The sequence below is a fragment of the Streptomyces sp. URMC 124 genome (genome assembly GCF_051386455.1).
Lineage (GTDB): Bacteria > Actinomycetota > Actinomycetes > Streptomycetales > Streptomycetaceae > Streptomyces.
Map to the genome: position 1 here is coordinate 1 of NZ_JBPQTS010000134.1, position 21069 is coordinate 21069.

Sequence of the window (21069 nt, forward strand, 5' to 3'; positions counted from 1 at the left end):
TGTGTATAAGAGACAGGTTGCTTGGCGGTGCGGTGGGTGGGGGGCTGGCCGCCGTACTCGTGCCGTCACGGATGCGGCTGCGTGAGGAGACCGGTCTGCCCGTCTGTGGCTGGCGGGGAGCGGGCTGCTGCCGCGATGTGGTTCCTGCCGTCGTGGGCGCTTCGCTCGGCGCGCCACCGTCGTGGCTGAGCGGGCGGGTGTCCCTGGGTGGGGGTTTATGTGACGGAGGCGGTCTGGTGGGGCCGGAGGTGGCTTGCGGCAGGCAACTCGGGGCACTTATCCGCCGAGACGGCGGCTAACCGTCCCCGGGTGGTGGCCCCTGTGACAGGAGCGGCCTGGCGGGACGGCGGGTGGTTTGCGCCTGGCAACCCGGGCCACGTGTCCGCCGCCGCGGGTGGTTGGCCGCCCCTGGAGGGGGGTTCCTGTGACACGAGGCGCCCACCGCGGCCGCTGAGGTGCCCGGCCGCCACTCCCAGGGCACTAATCCGCCGCCCTACGGCACACGCCGGTTGATAACCGCACCCACATCCATCCCGCAGCCGAACGAGCAACCACAACGGCGGCGAGCCGAGCGAAGCGCCCACGACGGGCCCCGCCACATCGCGGCAGCTGCCAGCTCCCCCTCAGCCACGACCTATGCGCAAGGTCTCCTCACGCGCCTGCATCCGCGACGGCAGGAGTACGGCGGCCAACACCCCACCGGCCGCACAGCCAACACACCGAACCCGCGCCCGAACCACGGATCTCCACCCACCGCCGCTGAGGCCGGTCGGCCGGTCGGGGGCGCTCAGGCGTTCACCTCGCCCTCACCGTTGCACAGCGAGCACGGTGCCTCGTGCTGCCACCCCTCCTCGTCCTCCCACTCGATCTTTCCGCTCCCCTGACACGATGAGCACAGTGGCATCGGTTCCGACACCCCGATCTGGTCGTATACGGCGTCCTTTTCCAAGAGGATCGCGCTCACCCCTGGTGGCGCGTTCTTGGTGACCCTGATCCGCAGGCGGCCTTCCCACGTCCCGGCGACAACGCCCTCGGCCCCGTCGGCCCAGCCCGAACCGCTCGCTTCGACACGGATCCTGTCGCCATCCCGGACCACCACTGCAGATCACTCCCATCGCCCCGCCCTGTCAGGGACCATGCTGATGCTCACGCACAGCGGCACACAACCCGTCCCGGCCCCCGCTACCCGCCGCCGCCCGCGTCCCACTGCGGCAACTCCGGGATCAGCAGGGCCGCATAGCTCGTGAAGCGCCGGGTGCCACAGCGGTCGCATCTCGCCGCGTCGCCCTCCTGCGTCCACCCGGTCGCGTGCGCGCACCACGCCACGAGGCGGCCCACGACCGTCGTCACCCCGTCGCCCCTTCCGGCAGCCGGTGGGTCATGCGGAAGTGCCGTCGTACGGCGATCGCCGCGTCCACGGCCTCGTCCCCGCCGTGGACTTCGGCCTTCCTCCGGGCCGCGTCCAGTTCGTCGCACTCCCTGCACCCGGCGAGGGGTACGGCCGTACGGCCGTGCTCCTCGGACACCTCGGCGATGTGCCCGCCCACACTCACCTGCAGCCCTCCGCCACGCTCACCCCCGCGCAACCTCAGCCGCAGGGTTCCCCCCGCGGGCGCCGGCGCGGCGGCGATGAGCTCGACCGCCAACGACTCGGCGGCTCCGGTCAGTTCCGCCATGCCCCGCTCCCCCAGGACGGCCCGCAGCACGGCCCGTGCGACCGCTTGTGCGGATGCATCGCGAGGCAGTTCGAGCGTGTACGTCCATGGCTGCGATCCGGATACGGTTGCCACGAGGCCTCCCGGTAACGAAGTGAGGTTGGGCCATCCGAGGTGGCCCACGTCACACCGTAGCGACCTCATGGGATACATCCCATGGAAAGCATGGGATGCGTCTCACGCGCAACCCGTTCGAGCGATGGCGTCATACACGTGCACGAGCAACGAAGGAATGCGATGCCACCAAGCACACCTTCACCCACCGTTCGTCGGCGCCGCCTCGGCGCCGAACTGCGCAGACTCCGCGAGCGCGCCGACCTGACCGCAACGGAAGCCGGAGCACGGCTCGGAATCACACAGTCGCGAGTCAGCAGCATCGAAGCCGGGCGCTACGGCGTCAGCGCCGACCGGGTGCGCGCTCTGGCCCGCGCCTACGACTGCTCGGACGAACCGCTCGTCGACGTACTCGCCTCGATGACCGGTGAACGCAGGCGTGGCTGGTGGGAGGAGTACCGCGAGTTGCTACCGGCAACTCTGATCGACCTCACTGAACTCGAACATCACGCGAGGGCGCTACGCGTCACCCAAGTGGTGAACATCCCTGGCCTGCTCCAGACCATCGAGTACGCACGCGCCATCTACCGCGAGGCAGTACCGACACTCCTGCCCCACGAGATCGAGCATCGGGTTTCCCATCGGATCAGGCGCCAGGCCATCCTCCATCGCGAAATCCCACCACCCTACGAAGCAGTCGTTCATGAAGCCGCCTTGCGCATGCAGTTCGGCGGAGCCGAGGTAGCCAAGCGCCAGCTCGAACACCTCCTCAGCATGAGCGAGCGGGAGAACATCACGATCCTGGTCATCCCCTTTGGTGTGCCCTTTCCCAGCACCGGTGGGGGAATCGACTACTTCCACGGCCCGGTCCCCCAACTCGACACCGTCGCACTCGACGTCGCATACGACGGCAAGCTCATTGACGCGCCGGCACAACTGGAGCGATATCTCGCGATGTTCGATCGCATGCGTACGGTCGCCCTCGGCCCTGAAGCCTCACGCAGCCTCATCCATGACATCGCTAAGGCCACTTAAGAGGAGCAGATGTGACCGCACTGCACTGGCAGAAGTCCACCTATAGCGAGCACGGCAACTCTTGCGTCTTTCTCGCCGCCGGCCCCGGCGACACCGTGCTCCTCCGGGAGAGTGATGCCCCCGCCGACATCATTGCCATGCCGCCGGGCAGGCTGCGCCCCCTCATAACCCGCATAAAAACCGGAACGCTCAGCGCGAGCTGACCGGCGGGCCGCCGGTACCCCCGTATCCGGCGGCCGGCCCCGGCCGTTCCGTAGGAACAGCTTCGCGGACGGGCCTCCCCGGGGGACATAGGAAGATCTTCCTACCCGGTCAGGCGACGAGCCCGCCCTGCCGGGCCACGGCCAGCGTCGACACGCGATTGTTCGTGCCGAGCTTCCGGTAGATCCGTTCCAGGTGGCGGTTGACCGTGTGGGGGGAGATCGCCAGGCGGCGGGCGATCGCGGCGGCGGTGAGGCCTTCGGCGAGCAGGCCGAGGACCGTCGCCTCGCGCGGCGTCAGGTCGCTTCCCACGGGGGGAACGACCGCGCTGCGCAGGCGGCGGAGTTCGTAGACGTGGTTGGCCATGGTCTGGATGACCGGTTGCATGCGGGTCAGGAAGGCGAGGTCACGGTCGCCGAAGTCGCCGGAGCGGCCTACGAGGGCGACGCACATCTTGCCGTCCTCGCAGGCGAGGGGGACGCCCACCTGCTGGGTGACGCCGAAGTCGCGGCGTGCTTCCCGGTACCACTGGGTGTTGCGCCAGTCGTCGCAGATGTCGGTGATCTTCACCGGGGCCTGCTGGGTCATCCCGTACTCCAGGAGCGGGTGGCCTTGGAGGATCCGTCGTTCGACGAGGCCGTCGACGATCTCGGTCAGGGCGTCGGGCGCCCAGCCCCGTACCGATCCGGTGCCTTCTGCGATCCGTACCTCCGAGAAGGTCGCCGAGTCGCAGCCGAGTGAGTCGAGCAGCTCCCGGGCGATCAGGTGCCAGGCGGAGCCCAGGTCCTCGTGCTCCAGGACCGCGACGACCAGGTCGAGCATCCGCCCGTAGTCCCGTGTGCGGAGTTGTGCTGCCATGGCAGAGCTCGCTCCCCCCTCGTGACCCCCGTCATCCCTGTTTCTCTCGGTTTCGCATGCCTACTGGTCAGGACCAGCGGCCCGTGCGCCCCAGCAGCAACGCGGTGGCCGCCGTTCCGGCCGTCGACGTCCGCAGGACGCTCGCGCCCAGGCGGTACGGCCGGGCGCCCGCCTCGGCGAACGCGGCGAGCTCCTCGGGGGAGACGCCGCCTTCGGGGCCGACGACGAGGACGATGTCGCCCGTGGCGGGCAGCGCGGCCGTGGCGAGGGGGGCGCTGTGGCCTTCCTCGTGGAGGACGGCGGCGAACGCGGCGTCGGCGAGGAGCGCGGCGACCTGGCGGGTCGTCATCGGCTCGGCGACCTCGGGGAAGCGGAGGCGGCGGGACTGCTTGCCGGCCTCGCGGGCGGTGGCGCGCCACTTGCCGAGGGACTTCAGGCCGCGGTCGCCCTTCCACTGGGTGATGCAGCGGGAGGCGGCCCAGGGGACGATCGCGTCGACGCCGGTCTCGGTCATCGTCTCGACGGCGACTTCGCCGCGGTCGCCCTTGGGCAGGGCCTGGACGACGGTGATGCGGGGTTCGGGCTGCGGCTCGGAGCGTACGGACGTCACGGCGACGTCGAGCCGGTCCTTGCCCTCGACGGCGGCGACGGTGCCGAAGGCGCCCGTGCCCTGACCGTCCGTCAGGCCGATCTCCTCGCCGACCCGGAGGCGGCGGACGGAGACCGCGTGGCGCCCTTCGGGGCCGTCGAGGGGGAAGACGGTGCCGGGGAAGACACCCGTCAGGGCGTCCTCCTCGACCAGGAACACCGGCGCTGTCATGACTCGCTCCCTCGCATTTCTCTCCCCCGCATGTCGCTGCCCCGCAGCCCGCTCCCCCGTACCGTGCCCTGCTCCGCCCGCGCCGATGTGTCCCGTGCCGCGTCGAGTTCGGTGACGAGCGTCTCGATGAGCGTGGCGACGGGCAGGGGCCGGGCCAGGCGGTGGCCCTGGCCGGCCCACAGGGCCATGGCCTGCGGGTCGCCGGTCTCGGCGGCGGCCTTGCGCAGCCCTGCCGTCAGGTAGTGGACCTGGGGGTAGGCGGCGGGGGCGTACGGGCCGTGTTCGCGGATGAAACGGTTCACCAGCCCGCGGGCGGGGCGGCCCGAGAAGGCCCGGGTGAGCTCCGTACCGGCGAACAGCGGGTCGGTCAGGGCCTGCTTGTGCAGGGCGTGGGCGCCGGACTCGGGGCAGGCCAGGAAGGCGGTGCCGAGCTGCGCGGCGCTCGCGCCCGCGGCGAGGACGGCGGCTATCTGCTCGCCGCGCATCAGCCCGCCGGTGGCGATCACGGGGAGGTCGACGGCGTCGCGGACCTGGGCGATCAGGGACAGCAGGCCGAGGCCCGCGCTCGCGCCGTCGGCGTGCGGGTCGTCGCGGTGGGTGCCCTGGTGGCCGCCGGCCTCGATGCCCTGCGCGCACACGGCGTCCGCACCGGCGTCACGGGCGGCCAGCGCCTCGGCGGCCGAGGTGACGGTGACCACCGTCAGCGTCCCGGCGGCGGAGAGCGCGGCGACGGCCTCGGGCGAGGGGCAGCCGAAAGTGAACGAGACGACCGGCACCGGGTCGTCGAGGAGGATCGCGAGCTTCGCGTCGTAGGCGTCGTCGCTGCCGCGGTCACGGTCGCCGAGCGGCGTCTCGTACCAGGCGGACTCGCCGGCCAGCTGCTCGGCGTAGACCTCGACGGCGGCCGGGTCGGCGGCGGGGGGCTGCGGCATGAACAGATTCACACCGAAGGGTGCGGCGGTGCGGGCACGAAGCTGCTTGATCTCTTCGTACATCGCCGCGGGCGTCTTGTAACCGGCGGCCAGGAAACCGAGGCCGCCGGCCTCGCAGACCGCGGCCGCGAGGGCCGGCCCCGAGGCGCCGCCGGCCATGGGCGCCTGCACGACCGGGTACCGGCACAGGCCGGTGAGCGCGGAGGTCACCCTGGGTTCGAATGCCATGACCACATCGTGTCACAGACCATGTCAATCACCGGACGGGCTCGATCCGAGCCCGTCCGGTGAAAAAGACCACACAAGGCCTGCGAGGCCAGGAGGGCTTACCGCCCGTTGAACGCGTCCTTCAACCGCGAGAACAGCCCCTGCTGCCCGGGCTTGCCGTGCCCGCCCGGGGGACAACCCCCGGACCCCCGGCCCAGCGCCTACCGCCCGTTGAACGCATCCTTCAGCCGCGAGAACAGCCCCTGCTGCCCGGGCTTGAACTCGCCCATCGGCCGCTCCTCGCCCCGCAGCTTCGCCAGCTGCCGCAGCAGTTCCTCCTGCTGCGGGTCGAGCTTGTTCGGGGTGATGACCTCGACGTGCACGATGAGGTCACCGCGGCCGCCGCCGCGCAGGTGCGTGACACCGCGCTGGTGCAGCGGGATCGACTGGCCCGACTGCGTGCCGGGGCGGATGTCGATCTCCTCGACGCCGTCCAGGGTCTCCAGCGGCACCTTCGTGCCGAGGGCCGCCGCCGTCATCGGGATGGTGACCGTGCAGTGCAGGTCGTCACCGCGGCGCTGGAAGACCGGGTGCTGCTTCTCGTGGATCTCGACGTACAGGTCGCCGGCGGGGCCGCCGCCGGGGCCGACCTCGCCCTCGCCCGCGAGCTGGATCCGGGTGCCGTTGTCGACACCGGCCGGGATCTTGACGGTCAGCGTGCGCCGCGAGCGGACGCGGCCGTCGCCGGCGCACTCCGGGCAGGGCGTGGGCACGACGGTGCCGAAGCCCTGGCACTGCGGGCACGGCCGGGAGGTCATGACCTGGCCGAGGAAGGAGCGGGTGACCTGCGAGACCTCGCCTCGGCCGCGGCACATGTCACACGTCTGGGCGGAGGTGCCGGGGGCCGCGCCCTCGCCGCTGCACGTGGTGCAGACGACGGCGGTGTCGACCTGGATCTCCTTGGTCGTCCCGAAGGCGGCCTCGTCGAGGGTCACTTCGAGACGGATCATGGCGTCCTGGCCGCGCCGGGTGCGCGAGCGCGGGCCGCGCTGCGACGCCTGCCCGAAGAAGGCGTCCATGATGTCGGAGAAGTTGCCGAAGCCCGCGCCGAAGCCACCGGCGCCGCCACCGCCGCCGGACGCCGAGAGCGGGTCGCCGCCGAGGTCGTAGACCTGCTTCTTCTGCGGGTCCGAGAGCACCTCGTAAGCGGCGTTGATCTCCTTGAACCGCTCCTGCGTCTTCGGGTCCGGATTGACGTCCGGGTGCAGCTCGCGGGCGAGGCGGCGGAAGGCCTTCTTGATCTCGTCCTGCGAGGCGTCGCGCCGTACGCCCAGGACCGCGTAGTAATCCGTGGCCACTTACGACTCCGCCAGGATCTGTCCGACGTAACGTGCCACTGCGCGTACCGCTCCCATCGTTCCGGGGTAGTCCATGCGGGTCGGTCCGACCACGCCGAGTTTGGCGACTGCCTCGTCGCCCGAACCGTAGCCGACGGCGACGACCGATGTGGAGTTCAGTCCCTCGTGAGCGTTCTCATGGCCGATGCGGACCGTCATCCCGGAGTCCTTGGCCTCACCCAGGAGCTTCAGCAGCACGACCTGCTCCTCCAGCGCCTCCAGCACGGGCCGGATGGTCAGGGGGAAGTCGTGCCCGAAACGGGTGAGATTGGCGGTGCCGCCGATCATCAGCCGCTCCTCGGTCTCCTCGACCAGCGTCTCCAGCAGGGTGGCCAGCACCGTAGAAACGGTTCCGCGGTCCTCCTGCTCGAAGGAGTCGGCCAGATCCGCCACCAGCTGCGGGACGTCCGTGAACCGGCGGCCCACGACGCGGCTGTTGAGCCGGGCGCGCAGGTCGGCGAGAGAGGTCTCGCCGATCGGGGCCGGGCAGTCGATCATGCGCTGCTCGACCCGTCCGGTGTCCGTGATCAGGACGAGCATGACGCGGGCCGGAGCCAGCGACAGCAGCTCCACGTGGCGCACCGTCGAACGGGTCAGCGACGGATACTGCACCACCGCGACCTGCCGGGTCAGCTGCGCCAGCAGGCGGACCGTGCGCCCCACGACGTCGTCCAGGTCGACGGCGCCGTCCAGGAAGTTCTGGATGGCGCGCCGCTCCGGCGACGAGAGGGGCTTGACGCCCGCCAGGCGGTCGACGAAGAGCCGGTAGCCCTTGTCGGTCGGGATGCGGCCGGCGCTGGTGTGCGGCTGGGCGATGAAGCCCTCCTCCTCCAGCGCGGCCATGTCGTTGCGCACCGTGGCCGGGGAGACGCCCAGGCGGTGCCGCTCGGTGAGGGCCTTGGAGCCGACCGGCTCCTCGGTGCCCACATAGTCCTGGACGATGGCGCGCAACACCTCGAGCCTGCGTTCGCTCAGCATCGCGCGCACCTCCAAGTCCAGACCGTCTTACGGGGCCCGTTCCTGGCACTCAGCAGTCGCGAGTGCCAAAGCCCTCCAGCCAGTGTACGGCCGTGCACCACAGGCAGGGCAAGAGCCGTCCCCGCCGCGCGCCCGCGGGCGGCCGCCGGGCGGGCAACCGTACCGCGCTACCGCTAGCGTCCTGGTATGGACAACGGTCAGCAAGGCCGCGGGGATGCAGCCCGGTGGGAACGGCTCGCGCCGGGCGTCGCGCGCCGCCGAATGCCGACGTGGGACGCCACCGTCGGGGTCGTCGCCGGCAGCACTGGAGTGCTGCTCGTGGACACCGGATCGACGCTCGCGGAGGGCGCGGAACTCGGGCGCGAAGTGCGGGAACTCTTCGGCCGGGACGTGACGCATATCGCTCTGACGCACCCCCACTTCGATCACGTCTTCGGTACGGCGGCCTTCCCGGGCGCGGAGGTCTACGGGGCCGTGGGCGCCGCCGACCTGATGCGGCGCGAGAGCGAGGAGCTGCGCCTGGACGCCGAGCGGTACGGGCTCGCGCCCGACGCCGCGGCGGAGGCCGTCGAGCGGCTCGTCACACCCCGGCACCCGGTCAGCGGGGAGCTCACCCTGGACCTGGGCGGCGGCCGGCAGGCGCTCCTCGCCAACCTCGGCCCCGGCCATACCGCGCACGACCTTGCGGTCTTCGTCGCGGGCGCCGGCGGCGCGCCCGAGGTCGTCTTCTGCGGCGACCTCGTGGAGGAGTCCGGCGAGCCCCAGGCCGGCCCGGACGCGCTGCCCCACCGGTGGCCCGCTGCCCTGGACCGGCTGCTGGCGCTCGGCGGCGAGGACGCGCTGTACGTACCGGGGCACGGGGCGGTGGTGGACGCGGCGTTCGTACGGGCGCAGAGGGAGGCGCTCGCGCTGCGCTTCGAGGCCGCGTAACCGGCCGGGCCGGTGCGCGGTGTCGTGACCGGCCGGTCCGCGGGAAGAATGATCTCCATGCGCAGCAGACAGTACGGTCCCGATCTCACCCCGCCCTGGAAGAAGCAGCAGCCCGCGCCCGAGGTGGCCGCGGACGTCGATCTCGTGGTCGAAGAGGTCACCACCGGGTTCTGCGGGGCGGTGATCCGCTGCGAGAAGACGGCCCAGGGGCCCGTGGTCACCCTGGAGGACCGCTTCGGCAAGCACCGCGTCTTCCCGATGGAGCCCCGCGGCTTCCTCCTGGAGGGGCGCGTCGTCACCCTCGTACGCCCCACGGGCCCGCGCACGCCTGCCGCACCCGCGCGGACCGCCTCCGGCTCGATCGCCGTCCCCGGGGCGCGGGCACGCGTCGCCCGGGCGGGCCGCATCTACGTCGAGGGCCGCCACGACGCGGAGCTCGTGGAACGGGTGTGGGGCGACGACCTGCGCATCGAGGGCGTCGTCGTCGAATACCTGGAGGGCATCGACGACCTCCCGGCGATCGTCCGCTCCTTCACCCCCGGCCCCGACGCCCGGCTCGGCGTCCTGGTCGACCACCTCGTACCGGGCTCGAAGGAGTCGCGGATCGCGGCGGAGGTGACGGGTGAACACGCCCTCGTCGTGGGTCATCCGTACGTGGACGTCTGGGAGGCGGTCAAGCCGTCGTCCGTGGGCATCCGGGAGTGGCCGCGGGTGCCGCGGGGGCAGGACTGGAAGACCGGGGTGTGCGAGGCGCTCGGGTGGCGCCCCGTGAATACGGGCGCCGCGTGGCAGCGGATCCTTTCGAGCGTGCGCTCGTACAAGGACCTGGAGCCGGAGCTGCTGGGGCGCGTGGAAGAACTGATCGACTTTGTGACGGCACAGGCGTAGCCCCTCGACGGCGCTTTCGCCGGGCGGCTTGAGCCCGCGTCGGCGCCGCCGGGCGGCCACGTCGTGGTGATCCGCCGCTGCGGCGGAGAACAAGCCCGCCGCAGCGGCGCCGCACCACCACGGCGAGGGTCCGGCGGAATGACCCGGCGCCTCGGGCCCAGGCTCTAGTCCACCAGGTCCCGCACCACCGCGTCCGCCAGCAACCGCCCCCGCAGCGTCAGAACCGCACGCCCCGCCTCGTACGGACCGGGGTCCAGCAGGCCGTCCTTCAGGGCCCGCGCGGCGGCGGCCGCCCCCGCGGGCCGCAGCAGCGACAGCGGGCAGCCCTCCACCAGCCGCAGCTCGAGAAGGATCCGCTCCACGCGCCGGTCCTCGTCCGGCAGGACCTCCCGTCCCGCGCCGGGCGAGCGCCCCTCGGCCAGCGCCTGCGCATACGCGCCCGGGTGCTTGACGTTCCACCACCGCACGCCCCCCACGTGGGAGTGCGCGCCGGGGCCCGCACCCCACCAGTCCGCGCCGCGCCAGTAGAGCTCGTTGTGGCGGCAGCGGCCGGCTTCGGTCGTGGCCCAGTTGGAGACCTCGTACCAGGTGAAGCCCGCGGCGGTGAGCGCGTCCTCGGCGATGAGGTAGCGGTCGGCGTGGACGTCGTCGTCGGTCATGGGGACCTCGCCGCGGCGGATGCGGCGGGCGAGCTGGGTGCCCTCCTCGACGATCAGCGCGTACGCGGAGACGTGGTCGGGGCCGGCGCCGATGGCCGCGTCCAGGGAGGCCCGCCAGTCGTCGTCCGACTCTCCGGGGGTGCCGTAGATCAGGTCGAGGTTGACGTGGTCGAAGCCGGCCGCGCGGGCCTCCGCGACGCACGCCTCGGGGCGGCCGGGGGTGTGGGTGCGGTCGAGGATCTTCAGGACGTGCTGGCGGGCGCTCTGCATGCCGAAGGAGATCCGGTTGAAGCCGCCTTCGCGCAGCTCGGCGAGGTAGCGCGGGTCGACGGACTCCGGGTTGGCCTCGGTGGTGATCTCCGCGTCGTCCGCGAGGCCGAACTCGTCGCGGAGGGCGGCGAGCATCCGTACGAGGTCGGCGGCGGGCAGCAGCGTGGGCGTGCCGCCGCCGACGAAGACGGTCTCGACGGGGCGCGGGTCGTCGCCCAGTACCTTCCGCGCGAGACGGATCTCCTCGGCGACCGTCTCGGCGTAGTTGTCCCGCGAGGCGAGCGCGCCGCCGGAGCCGCGCAGCTCGCTCGCGGTGTACGTGTTGAAGTCGCAGTACCCGCAGCGCGTCGCGCAGTAGGGCACGTGCAGGTAGAACCCGAGCGGCCGCTGCCCGGCGCCGGCAAGGGCGTGACCGGGCAGGGCCCCGTCCTCGGGCATGGGTTCGCCGTCAGGCAGTACGGAAGGCATGGGTCCATTGTCCGGCATCGCCGGAGCGGACCCCGCCCGTCACTTTTCGCGGGCTCCCTCGTACATCTCCTCGATCAGGTCCTTGTAGCGCCGCTCCACGACGGGTCGCTTCAGCTTCAGGCTCGGGGTGAGCTCGCCGTGCTCGACGTCGAGGTCGCGCGGCAGCAGCCGGAACTTCTTGATCGTCTGCCAGCGCTGCAGGCCCTCGTTGACCCGCTCGACGTAGCCCTCGATGAGCTCGGTGGTCCGCGGGTCCGCGACGATCTCGGCGTAGGCCTTGCCGGCCAGGCCGTGCTCGGCGGCCCAGGTCATGAGGGTGGGCTCGTCGAGGGCGAGGAGGGCGGTGCAGTAGTTGCGGTCGGCTCCGTGCACGAGGGCGGTGGAGACGAAGGGGCACAGGGCCTTGAAGCGGCCCTCGATCTCGGTCGGCGCGACGTACTTGCCGCCCGAGGTCTTGATCAGGTCCTTCTTGCGGTCGGTGATGCGCAGGTAGCCGTCGGGCGAGAGCTCGCCGATGTCGCCGGTGTGGAACCAGCCGTCGCTCTCCAGGACCTCGGCGGTCTTCTCGGGCAGGCCGTGGTAGCCGGCCATGACGCCGGGGCCGCGCAGCAGGATCTCGCCGTCGTCGGCGATGCGGACCTCGGTGCCGGGCAGCGGCTTGCCGACGGTGCCGGTGCGGTAGGCCTCGCCGGGGTTGACGAAGCTGGCGGCGCTGGTCTCGGTGAGGCCGTAGCCCTCCAGGATGTGGATGCCGGCGCCGGAGAAGAAGAGGCCGATGTCCACGGGCAGCGCGGAGGCGCCGGAGACGCAGGCGCGCAGCCGGCCCCCGAAGGCCTCGCGGATCTTGGCGTAGACGAGGGCGTCCGCGATGCGGTGCTGCGTGGCGAGGCGGAAGGGGACGGTCTTGGTGCCGGTGCGGCGGAAGTTCTCCTGCGAGACCCTGGCGTACTCGCGGGCGACCTCGGAGGCCCAGCGGAAGATCTTGTACTTGGCTCCGCCGCCCTCGCGGGCCTTGGCGGCGACGCCGTTGTAGACCTTTTCGAAGATGCGCGGGACGGCCGCCATGTAGGTGGGGCGGACGGTCTTGAGGTTCTCGGCGATCCGGTCCTGCCGGCCGTCGACGGCGGTGACGTGGCCGGTGCTGATCTGGCTGCAGGTGAGCACCTTGCCGAAGACGTGGGCGAGCGGCAGCCACAGGTACTGCACGTCGTCGGGGCGGACCATCTCGGTGGCCTGGATGGCGCGCGCCATGTACGACCAGGTGTCGTGGGGCAGGCGGACGCCCTTGGGGCGGCCGGTGGTGCCGGAGGTGTAGATGAGCGTCGCGAGCTGCTCGGAGCGCAGGGACGCGATCCGCTCGCGCACGGTCTCCGGCTCGGCCTCCAGGCGGGCGGCGCCGCGCCGCTCCAGGTCGGCGAGGGAGAGCACCCAGCCCTCGGGGTCGCCGTCGGCGGGGATCGCGTCCTTCTCGTCGATGACGACGACGTGGGCGAGCCCGGGCAGGTCGGCGCGGTGCTCGCGGGCCTTGGCGAGCTGGGCCGCGTTCTCCGCGATGAGCACCCGGCTCTTGGAGTCGGAGAGGATGAACGCCGTCTCCTCGGCGTTGGTGCTGGGATAGACCGTGGTCGTGGCGGCGCCGGAGCAGAGCACTCCGAGGTCGGCGAGGATCCACTCGACGCGGGTGGCGCTGGAGAGGGCCACCCGCTCCTCGGCCCGTACGCCGAGGTCGGCGAGGCCCGCGGCGATCGCGAAGATCCGCTCGGCGGCCTGTCCCCAGGAGAGCGAGGCCCAGGTCTCGGGGCCCTGGCCGGAGGGGGCGGGGACCGGATAGCGGTAGGCCTCCGCGTCGGGTGTCGCCTCGACGCGTTCGAGGAGGATCGTCGCCACGGAGGGCGGCCGGTTCTCGATCAAAGCCTGTGTCTCGGTCACGGCGTCCTCCGGGGCCCGATTCGTTGCTGGTGACTCACGAGTAACCTTCCAAGCAGTGATCAGCGTAAGCCGCCCGGGCCCGCTGCGTAAGGGCCTGAGATGGCCTTGTCGAAGCTGTGACCAGCAGGCGCGCACCGGGGGCGCTCAATGACGCGAAAGCGCCCGTCCCCTTGAGGGGAACGGGCGCTTTCGGAGCGCTGCGGGACGCGTGCCCGCGGCTGCGGGACGGGGGTCCCGCATGCTGCGGACGGATGTCCGCCGGGGTTACTTCTTGCCCTTCTCCCCGGACTCGTCGCTGGACAGCACCGCGATGAAGGCCTCCTGCGGGACCTCCACGCTGCCGACCATCTTCATGCGCTTCTTGCCTTCCTTCTGCTTCTCCAGCAGCTTCCGCTTACGGGAGATGTCACCGCCGTAGCACTTGGCGAGGACGTCCTTGCGGATGGCGCGGACCGTCTCGCGGGCGATGACCCGGGAGCCGATCGCGGCCTGGATCGGCACCTCGAAGTTCTGCCGGGGGATGAGCTCGCGCAGCTTGGCGACGAGCCGCACGCCGTAGGCGTAGGCCTTCTCCTTGTGCGTGATCGCGGAGAAGGCGTCGACCTTGTCGCCGTGCAGCAGGATGTCGACCTTGACGAGGTCGGCGGTCTGCTCGCCCGTGGGCTCGTAGTCGAGGGAGGCGTAGCCGCGGGTCTTGGACTTCAGCTGGTCGAAGAAGTCGAAGACGATCTCCGCGAGGGGGAGGGTGTAGCGCAGCTCGACCCGGTCCTCGGAGAGGTAGTCCATGCCCAGCATGGTGCCGCGGCGGGACTGGCAGAGCTCCATGATCGCGCCGACGAACTCGGTGGGCGCGAGGACGGTCGCCTTGACGACCGGCTCGTGCACCTCGGCGATCTTGCCCTCGGGGAACTCGCTCGGGTTGGTGACGACGTGCTCGGCGCCGTCCTCCATCCGCACGTTGTAGACCACGTTGGGCGCGGTGGCGATGAGGTCCAGGCCGAACTCGCGCTCGAGCCGCTCGCGGACCACGTCGAGGTGGAGCAGGCCGAGGAAGCCGACGCGGAAGCCGAAGCCGAGGGCGGCCGAGGTCTCCGGCTCGTAGACCAGCGCGGCGTCGTTGAGCTGGAGCTTGTCCAGGGCCTCGCGCAGCTCCGGGTAGTCCGAGCCGTCCAGCGGGTACAGGCCCGAGAAGACCATGGGCTTCGGGTCCTTGTAGCCGCCCAGGGCCTCGGTGGCGCCGCCCTGCTGGGAGGTGATCGTGTCACCGACCTTGGACTGCCGGACGTCCTTCACACCGGTGATGATGTAGCCCACCTCGCCGACGCCGAGGCCGTCGGCCGGCAGCATCTCGGGCGAGTTGGTGCCGATCTCCAGCAGCTCGTGGGTGGCGCCGGTCGACATCATCTTGATGCGCTCGCGCTTCTTGAGCTCGCCGTCGACGACACGGACGTAGGTGACCACGCCGCGGTAGGAGTCGTAGACCGAGTCGAAGATCATCGCGCGGGCCGGGGCGTCCTTGACGCCGACCGGGGCCGGGACCTCGCGGATGACCTTGTCCAGCAGCTCGGGGACGCCGACGCCGCTCTTGGCGGAGACGCGCAGCACGTCCTCGGGCTCGCAGCCGACGAGGTTGGCCAGCTCGGCGGCGAACTTGTCCGGCTGGGCGGCAGGCAGGTCGATCTTGTTGAGGACCGGGATGATCGTGAGGTCGTTCTCCATCGCCAGGTAGAGGTTGGCGAGGGTCTGGGCCTCGATGCCCTGCGCGGCGTCGACCAGGAGGATGCAGCCCTCGCACGCGGCGAGCGAGCGCGAGACCTCGTAGGTGAAGTCGACGTGACCAGGGGTGTCGATCATGTTGAGGATGTGGGTGTTGCCCTCATCGCCGGTGGGCGCCCACGGCAGACGGACCGCCTGGGACTTGATCGTGATGCCGCGCTCGCGCTCGATGTCCATCCGGTCGAGGTACTGCGCGCGCATCTGCCGCTGGTCGACCACGCCGGTCAGCTGAAGCATCCGGTCGGCGAGCGTCGACTTGCCGTGGTCGATGTGCGCGATGATGCAGAAGTTGCGGATCAGAGCCGGGTCGGTACGGCTCGGCTCGGGCACGTTGGTAGGGGTCGCGGGCACGCAGGATCCATTCGGTGACTTCGGCGTTTGAACGCCAGCCTCGGCGGGAGTCGGGTATACGACTCCCCCATCGTCCCATGACCGGCGGGCTCGGTCCGGTTTGGGCGGCCGGAGGGGCTACTGGTAGCCTGGTCCACTGTGCCTGTCGTGCCCTCTCATCACGATGGTCACGACACGTAGTACTCGAAATCCAACGAACCTGAAAAGGCTCTTTCGTGGCGAACATCAAGTCCCAGATCAAGCGGAACAAGACCAACGAGAAGGCGCGCCTGCGTAACAAGGCCGTCAAGTCCGCGGTCAAGACCGCTGTCCGTGCGGCCCGCGAGGCCATCGTCGCCGGTGACGCCGCCAAGGCCACCGCCGCCGTCGCCCTGGCCGGCAAGAAGCTCGACAAGGCCGCCACCAAGGGTGTCCTGCACAAGAACGCCGCCGCCAACAAGAAGTCGGCGCTGGCCAAGCAGGTTGCCGCCCTCAAGGGCTGAAGCCTCTTCGGGGCGTGAGCCCCTCGCCGGCATCGGAACCAGCGGACCCTCTCTACCGCTCCGGTCCGGCACCCCCGCCGCGCTCGGTCGTTCGCCACGCGTGCGCGGCATGAGCCTCACGGCTCGATGAACGAACCGAAGGCCCCGGCCGCCCTTTCCCCAAGGGTGACCGGGGCCTTCGGCGTTTTGGCGCTCAGGCGCGGCTGCGTGCGGCTCGCGCGACCGCGACGACCGCCTTTTCGAGGGCGTACTCGGGGTCGTCGCCCCCGCCCTTGACGCCCGCGTCGGCCTCCGCGACGGCGATGAGCGCCGCGGCGACACCGTCCGCCGACCATCCCCGCATCTGCTGCCGCACCCGGTCGATCTTCCACGGCGGCATGCCGAGATCCCTGGCCAGGTCGCCGGGGCGCGCCCCGCGGGGGGCGGAGGCGAGCTTGCCGATGGCGCGGACGCCCTGGGCGAGCGCGCTCGTGATCAGGACGGGCGCGACGCCCGTGGCCATCGCCCAGCGCAGCGCCTCCAGCGCCTCGGCGGCCCGCCCCTCCACCGCCCGGTCGGCGACGGTGAAGCTGGAGGCCTCGGCCCGGCCCGTGTAATAGCGGCCGACGACGGCCGCGTCGATCGTGCCGTCGATGTCGGCGACGAGCTGCGCGCAGGCGCTGGCCAGCTCCCGCAGATCGCTGCCGATCGCATCCACCAGGCTCTGGCAGGCCTCGGGCGTCGCGGAACGGCCGGCCGCCCGGAACTCACCCCGCACGAACGCCAGCCGGTCGGCAGGCTTGGTCATCTTGGGGCAGGCGACCTCCCTCGCCCCGGCCTTGCGCGCCGCGTCCAGCAGGCCCTTGCCCTTGGCGCCGCCGGCGTGGAGCAGCACCAGGGTGATCTCCTCGGCGGGGGCGGAGAGATACCCCTTCACGTCCTTGATCGTGTCCGCGGAGAGGTCCTGGGCGTTGCGGACGATCACGACCTTGCGCTCGGAGAAGAGCGAGGGGCTGGTCAGCTCGGCGAGCGTGCCCGGCTGGAGCGCATCGGCGGTGAGGTCTCGGACGTCGGTGTCGGCGTCGGCGGCGCGGGCCGCCGCGACCACCTCCCGGACCGCGCGGTCCAGCAGGAGGTCCTCCTGGCCCACGGCGAGCGTGAGGGGGGCGAGCAGATCGTCGGTTGCAGTCTTCCTGGCCATCGCGTCCAGCATCCCACGCGCTACTGACACCTCCCCCGCGCAGCCGCTCCGCCATATCGCACAATGTGCGTGTGAGCAGCCCTTATCTCTCCTCAGACACCGATTCCGTACGACACCTCCTGGTGCTTCCCGACCGCGACGCCGCCGAGGAGGCGGCCGAGGAGGCCGCCCGGCGCTTCCCGCTGGACGAGGACCCGCAGATAGTGCGCGAGGCCCTGGCCGGCGAGGACGACGCCGAGGACGCCCAGTGGCTCGTCGTCCTGGAGGACCCGGAAGGGGACTTCGACCTCGCCGCCCTGCGCGAGCTGGCCGAGGAGTACGACGGCTGGCTCGAAAGGGAGTGACTCCTCAGGCGGCGACTCCTCGCTCCTCCGCCGGGACGGGGCCGCGCGGCTTCGGCCGGGCCCGCTACACCCCGGCCTCCTGCGGGCCGTCCTCCTGACGGCCGCCCGCCTGAGGTATGCGCTCCAGCTCGATGCCGAAGTGCTCCCGGAAGGCGGGCAGGATCTCCTCCTCCGCCAGCGTGTTCACCTGACGGCCCGTCGGGCCGGTGGTGACGAGGGTGCGGTCGCTGATGGTGACCCGGCCCTCGCCGGCGAGCATCGAGCAGATCACCGCCCGGGTGAAGAGGGACTTGGGAGAGGTGCGGTGCCACCAGCTTCCGCCCTCGAAGTCCACCAGCTCCCGCGACCGGCGTTCGAGGCGGTACTGCAGCTCGCCGTCCTTGATGACGTCGAGGTCCCCCTCCTCCGTCTCGGCGATCCGGAAGGTCCCGGAGGGGTCGGACTGCTCCCCCCGCTCGTCGAACCGCAGCGGGTAGTGGCTGTTCCTGCCGAACCCGACGTCCACCAGCCACGGCTCCTCGGCGTCCACCCGCAGCGCGAGGTGGTCGAACGGCGGGCCGAACGAGCCGTCGGGCCCCACCACGCGCCCGGCCAGCAGCGTGACCCGGTACCCCAGGGCGCTCAGGAGCGCGGCGAAGGCACCGTTGAGTTCGTAGCAGAATCCGCCGCGGCCGGCGGTCACCTTGGCCACGAGGGCGGCGGGGTCCAGCACGACCTCCTCGCCGAGGTGGATCGAGAGGTTCTCGAAGGGCACCGCCTGCAGGTGGCGGATGTGGAGCTCGCGCAGCGCCTCCACGTCCGGCACGGACGGGCGAGTGACGCCGATGCGGCCGAGGTAGGCGTCGACCGCCTCATCGGTGATGATCTTGTTCATGGGTCAGTTATCCCTCAGGCGGGGGGTGATGGCATCGGGCTGCGGTCCTGCATCTTTGTGTTCTTCCTCTCTGCCGACCGGTGGAGGCCCCCGTTCCGGCGGAGGTGCCCGGTCCGGCAAGGGCCCGTCTTCCGGTGAAGGCCTGTATGCCGGTGGAGGCCTTGGTGACGGCCGCGATCTCCCTTCCCCCGCCGGTCACCGCGACCGGCCCGTCGGTGTCCGTGCGGACGACGGCCGCCCCCTGCTCCCGGAGCGCGCCGAGCGTGCGCGGCGACGGGTGCCCGTACGGATTCCCCGCACCGGCCGAGACCACCGCCAGGCGGGGGCGGAGCCTGTGCATCAACTGCGGGTCCTGGTACGCGGAGCCGTGGTGGGCGACCTTCAGGACGTCCACGGCGGGCAGCGCGGGATGCGCCTCCGCGAGGGCCTGCTGAGCGGGCGGTTCGAGGTCGCCGAGGAGCAGTGCCGTCAGGCCGCCGCTGCGGACCAGCAAAGCGAGGCTGGCGTCGTTGGGCCCCTCCTCCGCCACCGCCGACGTGCCCGCGGGCGGCGGCCACAGCACCTCCCACTCCAGCTCCCCCAGGCGGCCGCGCTCCCCCGGCCGGGCCGTGGTCACGGGCACGTGCGCGCGCCCGGCCTCGCGGCGGACGAAGGCGGCCCGGCCCGGCGGTTCGGCGAGCGATGTCGTCTCGACGGCCCCGACCGCGCGGCCGCGCAGCACCCCGGGCAGGCCGTCGACGTGGTCGGCGTGGAAGTGGCTGAGGAGCACGAGCGGCACCCTGTCGACGCCGAGGGCCCGCAGGCAGCGGTCGACCGCGCGCGGCTCGGGGCCGGCGTCCACGACCACCGCGCTCCCCTCGCCCGCGGCCAGGACCAGCGCGTCCCCTTGCCCCACGTCGCACGCTGCCAGGCGCCAGCCGGGCGGCGGCCAGCCCGTCACCGCGCGGGTCAGAGGTGCCGGGCGCACGACCGCCGCGAGCAGGAGCAGTGCGCACCCCGCACAGGCCCAGGGGCTGCGCAGCAGCCCGCGGGCGGCGAGCACGGCGGCAGCCGTGACGGCGGCCAGCAGCAGGCCCCCGGCCCAGCCGCCCGGCCAGCCGAGCTCCGCGCCGGGCAGGTCCGCGCCCGTCCGGGCCACCGTGGCGGCCCAGGAAGCCGGCCAGGACGCGAGCCAGGCGCACCACTCCGCGACGGGCGGGGCCACGGGGGACAGCGCCAGCGCGGCGAAGCCGAGCACCGTCGCGGGCGCGACCACCGCCTCCGCGAGGAGGTTGCAGGGCACCGCCACCAGGCTCACCCGCTCCGCGAGCACGGCGATCACCGGCGCGCAGACGGCCTGCGCGGCCGCAGCCGCGGCCAGGGCTTCGGAGAGGCGCGGCGGCGCCCCCCGGCGCTGCAGGGCGGCGCTCCAGCGCGGCGCGAGGGTCAGGAGGGCTCCGGTGGCCAGCACCGACAGCAGGAAACCGGGGCTGCGGGCGAGCCAGGGGTCGTAGAGCACGAGCAGCAGGGCGGCGGCCGCGAGGGCGGGCAGCAGGCTGCGCCGGCGGCCCGTGGCGAGGGCGAGCAGCAGCACCAGGCCGCAGGCGGCCGCCCGCAGCACGCTCGGCTCGGGGCGGCACACCACGACGAACCCCGGCACGAGCACCGCGCCCAGCACCGCCGTGGCCCGCAGCGGCACCCCGAGCCGGGCCGCGAGCCCGCGGCGCTCGGCGCGCGCGGCCAGGTGCGGCGGGCCGATGAGCACCGCGAGCAGGATCGCGAGGTTGCTGCCGGAGACGGCCAGCAGGTGCGTCATCCCGGTCGCGCGGAACGCGTCGTCGAGGTCTTCCGGCACCCGGGAGGTGTCTCCCACCACGAGCCCGGGCAGCAGCGCGCGGGCGTCCGGGGCCAGCCCGTCCGTGGCATCCCGCAGACCCGCGCGGAACCGGGCCGCGACCCGCTGCACGGCGCTGGGCCCGCCGACGACCACGGGCGGCTCCCGCCCGGCGACCCTCAAGACCGCGGCGGGCGGCCGCCCCGAGCCCGCCGCACGGGACGGCAGGGCGAGGCGCCCCTCGGCCCGCACCCGCGTGGAGGGCAGCAGCCCGGCCCAGGAGGGCGGCGCGATCACCAGCACGGGCGTACGGAGACGAGTGGCGGCACCCCCGGCCACGACTTCCGTGGCCTCGGCCGCGGCCACGACGGCCGGCGCCGCATGAACAGCACCCCGCGCGTGGGGCCGCGTGACCCTGGGGTCGGCGGTGACGGTGACCTCGACGGTGACCTCGGCCTGCCTCCGCGCCAGCTCCGGCAACGGCCCCCTGCGGAGATCGGCCCCCCGCAGACCGGCCACCGCCGCCCCGGCAACGGCACACAGCAGGACGGCGGCCAAGGCGACGACGAGCCCCCGCGGCGAGCCTCCTGCTGCGGCCGGTTCGCCGCTGCCCGGAGCGGGCGGACCTTGGCCCCCTTGCGCGCCGGACACGCTGCCGGCGACGTCCCGCAGGCCGGCCGGTACACCGTCGCGCCGACCCGCCGGGCCGGACGCCGCCTCGCCGCGCACGCCTTCCGGGCCGCCCCGCAGGCCCCGCCGCCCGCTCGCGGCTCCGCCGCCCCTCGCACCGACGGCGAGCGCCGCCACCACGAGTGCCCCGGCTGCCGGCACCCCGGCCCCCACCGCCGCAGCGACCGTCCACCCCGTCGCCGTCAGGGCCGCGGCTGCCGCCGCCCACGCTGCCAGGG

Annotated in this window: 20 protein-coding genes; 6 read left to right on the top strand and 14 right to left on the bottom strand. The window is 72.4% G+C overall.

Annotated features, from left to right (window positions below):
• Window positions 1-787: 787 nt before the first annotated feature.
• The 3 genes from ACSNOG_RS24400 to ACSNOG_RS24410 all read right to left on the bottom strand — a co-directional run bounded on the left by ACSNOG_RS24400 (window position 788) and on the right by ACSNOG_RS24410 (window position 1790).
• Window positions 788-1099: a hypothetical protein gene (locus ACSNOG_RS24400; RefSeq protein WP_436754849.1), complete on the bottom strand. Its 312-nt coding sequence runs from the start codon at window positions 1097-1099 to the stop codon at window positions 788-790.
• Between the two features lie 83 nt (window positions 1100-1182).
• Complete coding sequence (locus tag ACSNOG_RS24405; RefSeq protein ID WP_436754850.1) at window positions 1183-1350, bottom strand: DUF6255 family natural product biosynthesis protein; 168 nt, start codon at window positions 1348-1350, stop codon at window positions 1183-1185.
• On the bottom strand, window positions 1347-1790 hold the full coding sequence (locus ACSNOG_RS24410) for a hypothetical protein (RefSeq protein ID WP_436754851.1): 444 nt from the start codon (window positions 1788-1790) through the stop codon (window positions 1347-1349). Before ACSNOG_RS24410 ends, ACSNOG_RS24405 begins: the two co-directional genes overlap by 4 nt.
• A gap of 162 nt (window positions 1791-1952) precedes the next feature.
• On the opposite strand from ACSNOG_RS24410, the gene ACSNOG_RS24415 reads away from it, so the two are divergent.
• Both ACSNOG_RS24415 and ACSNOG_RS24420 read left to right on the top strand, forming a co-directional pair.
• Window positions 1953-2804, top strand: coding sequence for a helix-turn-helix domain-containing protein (locus ACSNOG_RS24415; protein ID WP_436754866.1), 852 nt, complete (start codon window positions 1953-1955; stop codon window positions 2802-2804).
• 11 nt (window positions 2805-2815) lie between these two features.
• Window positions 2816-3007 (top strand): DUF397 domain-containing protein, encoded by a 192-nt coding sequence (locus ACSNOG_RS24420; protein WP_436754852.1) that lies wholly within the window; start codon window positions 2816-2818, stop codon window positions 3005-3007.
• Window positions 3008-3116: 109 nt separating this feature from the next.
• Here the strand turns inward: ACSNOG_RS24420 and ACSNOG_RS24425 are convergent, their stop codons facing one another.
• The 5 genes from ACSNOG_RS24425 to hrcA all read right to left on the bottom strand — a co-directional run bounded on the left by ACSNOG_RS24425 (window position 3117) and on the right by hrcA (window position 8197).
• The gene (locus tag ACSNOG_RS24425) at window positions 3117-3863 is read right to left on the bottom strand and encodes a LuxR C-terminal-related transcriptional regulator (protein WP_436754853.1); all 747 of its coding nucleotides are present in this window, start codon (window positions 3861-3863) and stop codon (window positions 3117-3119) included.
• 67 nt (window positions 3864-3930) lie between these two features.
• Entirely contained in the window at window positions 3931-4683 is a 753-nt protein-coding gene (locus ACSNOG_RS24430; protein WP_436754854.1) for a 16S rRNA (uracil(1498)-N(3))-methyltransferase, read from the bottom strand.
• Window positions 4680-5825 carry a nitronate monooxygenase gene (locus tag ACSNOG_RS24435; RefSeq protein WP_436754867.1) on the bottom strand — a complete coding sequence of 382 codons (1146 nt, stop codon included), beginning with the start codon at window positions 5823-5825 and terminating at the stop codon, window positions 4680-4682. The genes ACSNOG_RS24430 and ACSNOG_RS24435 overlap by 4 nt, the downstream gene beginning before the upstream one ends.
• Before the next feature lie 218 nt (window positions 5826-6043).
• Window positions 6044-7180, bottom strand: a complete 1137-nt coding sequence (gene dnaJ / locus ACSNOG_RS24440) for a molecular chaperone DnaJ (RefSeq protein WP_436754855.1) — start codon at window positions 7178-7180, stop codon at window positions 6044-6046.
• Complete coding sequence (gene hrcA, locus ACSNOG_RS24445; protein WP_436754856.1) at window positions 7181-8197, bottom strand: heat-inducible transcriptional repressor HrcA; 1017 nt, start codon at window positions 8195-8197, stop codon at window positions 7181-7183. It lies immediately after the preceding gene.
• 186 nt (window positions 8198-8383) lie between these two features.
• Between hrcA and ACSNOG_RS24450 the strand changes: the two genes are divergently transcribed.
• Together ACSNOG_RS24450 and ACSNOG_RS24455 are read left to right on the top strand one after the other, a co-directional pair.
• A complete protein-coding gene (locus ACSNOG_RS24450; protein ID WP_436754857.1) occupies window positions 8384-9127 on the top strand; it encodes an MBL fold metallo-hydrolase in 744 nt (247 codons plus the stop codon).
• A gap of 57 nt (window positions 9128-9184) precedes the next feature.
• Window positions 9185-10015: a DUF3097 domain-containing protein gene (locus ACSNOG_RS24455; RefSeq protein ID WP_436754858.1), complete on the top strand. Its 831-nt coding sequence runs from the start codon at window positions 9185-9187 to the stop codon at window positions 10013-10015.
• Window positions 10016-10179: 164 nt separating this feature from the next.
• On the opposite strand, the gene hemW is transcribed toward ACSNOG_RS24455, so the two are convergent.
• The 3 genes from hemW to lepA form a co-directional block, all read right to left on the bottom strand.
• Window positions 10180-11412, bottom strand: coding sequence for a radical SAM family heme chaperone HemW (gene hemW / locus ACSNOG_RS24460; protein ID WP_436754859.1), 1233 nt, complete (start codon window positions 11410-11412; stop codon window positions 10180-10182).
• 39 nt (window positions 11413-11451) lie between these two features.
• Entirely contained in the window at window positions 11452-13341 is a 1890-nt protein-coding gene (locus ACSNOG_RS24465; RefSeq protein WP_436754860.1) for an AMP-dependent synthetase/ligase, read from the bottom strand.
• Between the two features lie 264 nt (window positions 13342-13605).
• Window positions 13606-15468: a translation elongation factor 4 gene (lepA, locus tag ACSNOG_RS24470; protein ID WP_436754861.1), complete on the bottom strand. Its 1863-nt coding sequence runs from the start codon at window positions 15466-15468 to the stop codon at window positions 13606-13608.
• Window positions 15469-15683: 215 nt separating this feature from the next.
• Between lepA and rpsT the strand changes: the two genes are divergently transcribed.
• On the top strand, window positions 15684-15950 hold the full coding sequence (gene rpsT / locus ACSNOG_RS24475; protein ID WP_168097138.1) for a 30S ribosomal protein S20: 267 nt from the start codon (window positions 15684-15686) through the stop codon (window positions 15948-15950).
• Window positions 15951-16143: 193 nt separating this feature from the next.
• Here rpsT and holA read toward each other — a convergent pair whose 3' ends face one another.
• A complete protein-coding gene (holA, locus tag ACSNOG_RS24480; RefSeq protein ID WP_436754862.1) occupies window positions 16144-17130 on the bottom strand; it encodes a DNA polymerase III subunit delta in 987 nt (328 codons plus the stop codon).
• 71 nt (window positions 17131-17201) lie between these two features.
• Between holA and ACSNOG_RS24485 the strand changes: the two genes are divergently transcribed.
• Window positions 17202-17474, top strand: a complete 273-nt coding sequence (locus ACSNOG_RS24485) for a hypothetical protein (RefSeq protein ID WP_436754863.1) — start codon at window positions 17202-17204, stop codon at window positions 17472-17474.
• A gap of 64 nt (window positions 17475-17538) precedes the next feature.
• Here ACSNOG_RS24485 and ACSNOG_RS24490 read toward each other — a convergent pair whose 3' ends face one another.
• Together ACSNOG_RS24490 and ACSNOG_RS24495 are read right to left on the bottom strand one after the other, a co-directional pair.
• The gene (locus tag ACSNOG_RS24490; protein ID WP_436754864.1) at window positions 17539-18348 is read right to left on the bottom strand and encodes an arylamine N-acetyltransferase family protein; all 810 of its coding nucleotides are present in this window, start codon (window positions 18346-18348) and stop codon (window positions 17539-17541) included.
• Between the two features lie 7 nt (window positions 18349-18355).
• Complete coding sequence (locus ACSNOG_RS24495; RefSeq protein ID WP_436754865.1) at window positions 18356-21067, bottom strand: ComEC/Rec2 family competence protein; 2712 nt, start codon at window positions 21065-21067, stop codon at window positions 18356-18358.
• Window positions 21068-21069: the final 2 nt, after the last annotated feature.

Coding starts and splice junctions, on each gene's coding strand:
- hrcA (WP_436754856.1), bottom strand. CDS start 8,197: ATGCTGAGCGAACGCAGGCTCGAGGTGTTGCGCGCCATCGTCCAGGAC.
- hemW (WP_436754859.1), bottom strand. CDS start 11,412: ATGCCTTCCGTACTGCCTGACGGCGAACCCATGCCCGAGGACGGGGCC.
- ACSNOG_RS24430 (WP_436754854.1), bottom strand. CDS start 4,683: ATGACAGCGCCGGTGTTCCTGGTCGAGGAGGACGCCCTGACGGGTGTC.
- holA (WP_436754862.1), bottom strand. CDS start 17,130: ATGGCCAGGAAGACTGCAACCGACGATCTGCTCGCCCCCCTCACGCTC.
- ACSNOG_RS24455 (WP_436754858.1), top strand. CDS start 9,185: ATGCGCAGCAGACAGTACGGTCCCGATCTCACCCCGCCCTGGAAGAAG.
- ACSNOG_RS24490 (WP_436754864.1), bottom strand. CDS start 18,348: ATGAACAAGATCATCACCGATGAGGCGGTCGACGCCTACCTCGGCCGC.
- ACSNOG_RS24425 (WP_436754853.1), bottom strand. CDS start 3,863: ATGGCAGCACAACTCCGCACACGGGACTACGGGCGGATGCTCGACCTG.
- ACSNOG_RS24415 (WP_436754866.1), top strand. CDS start 1,953: ATGCCACCAAGCACACCTTCACCCACCGTTCGTCGGCGCCGCCTCGGC.
- ACSNOG_RS24450 (WP_436754857.1), top strand. CDS start 8,384: ATGGACAACGGTCAGCAAGGCCGCGGGGATGCAGCCCGGTGGGAACGG.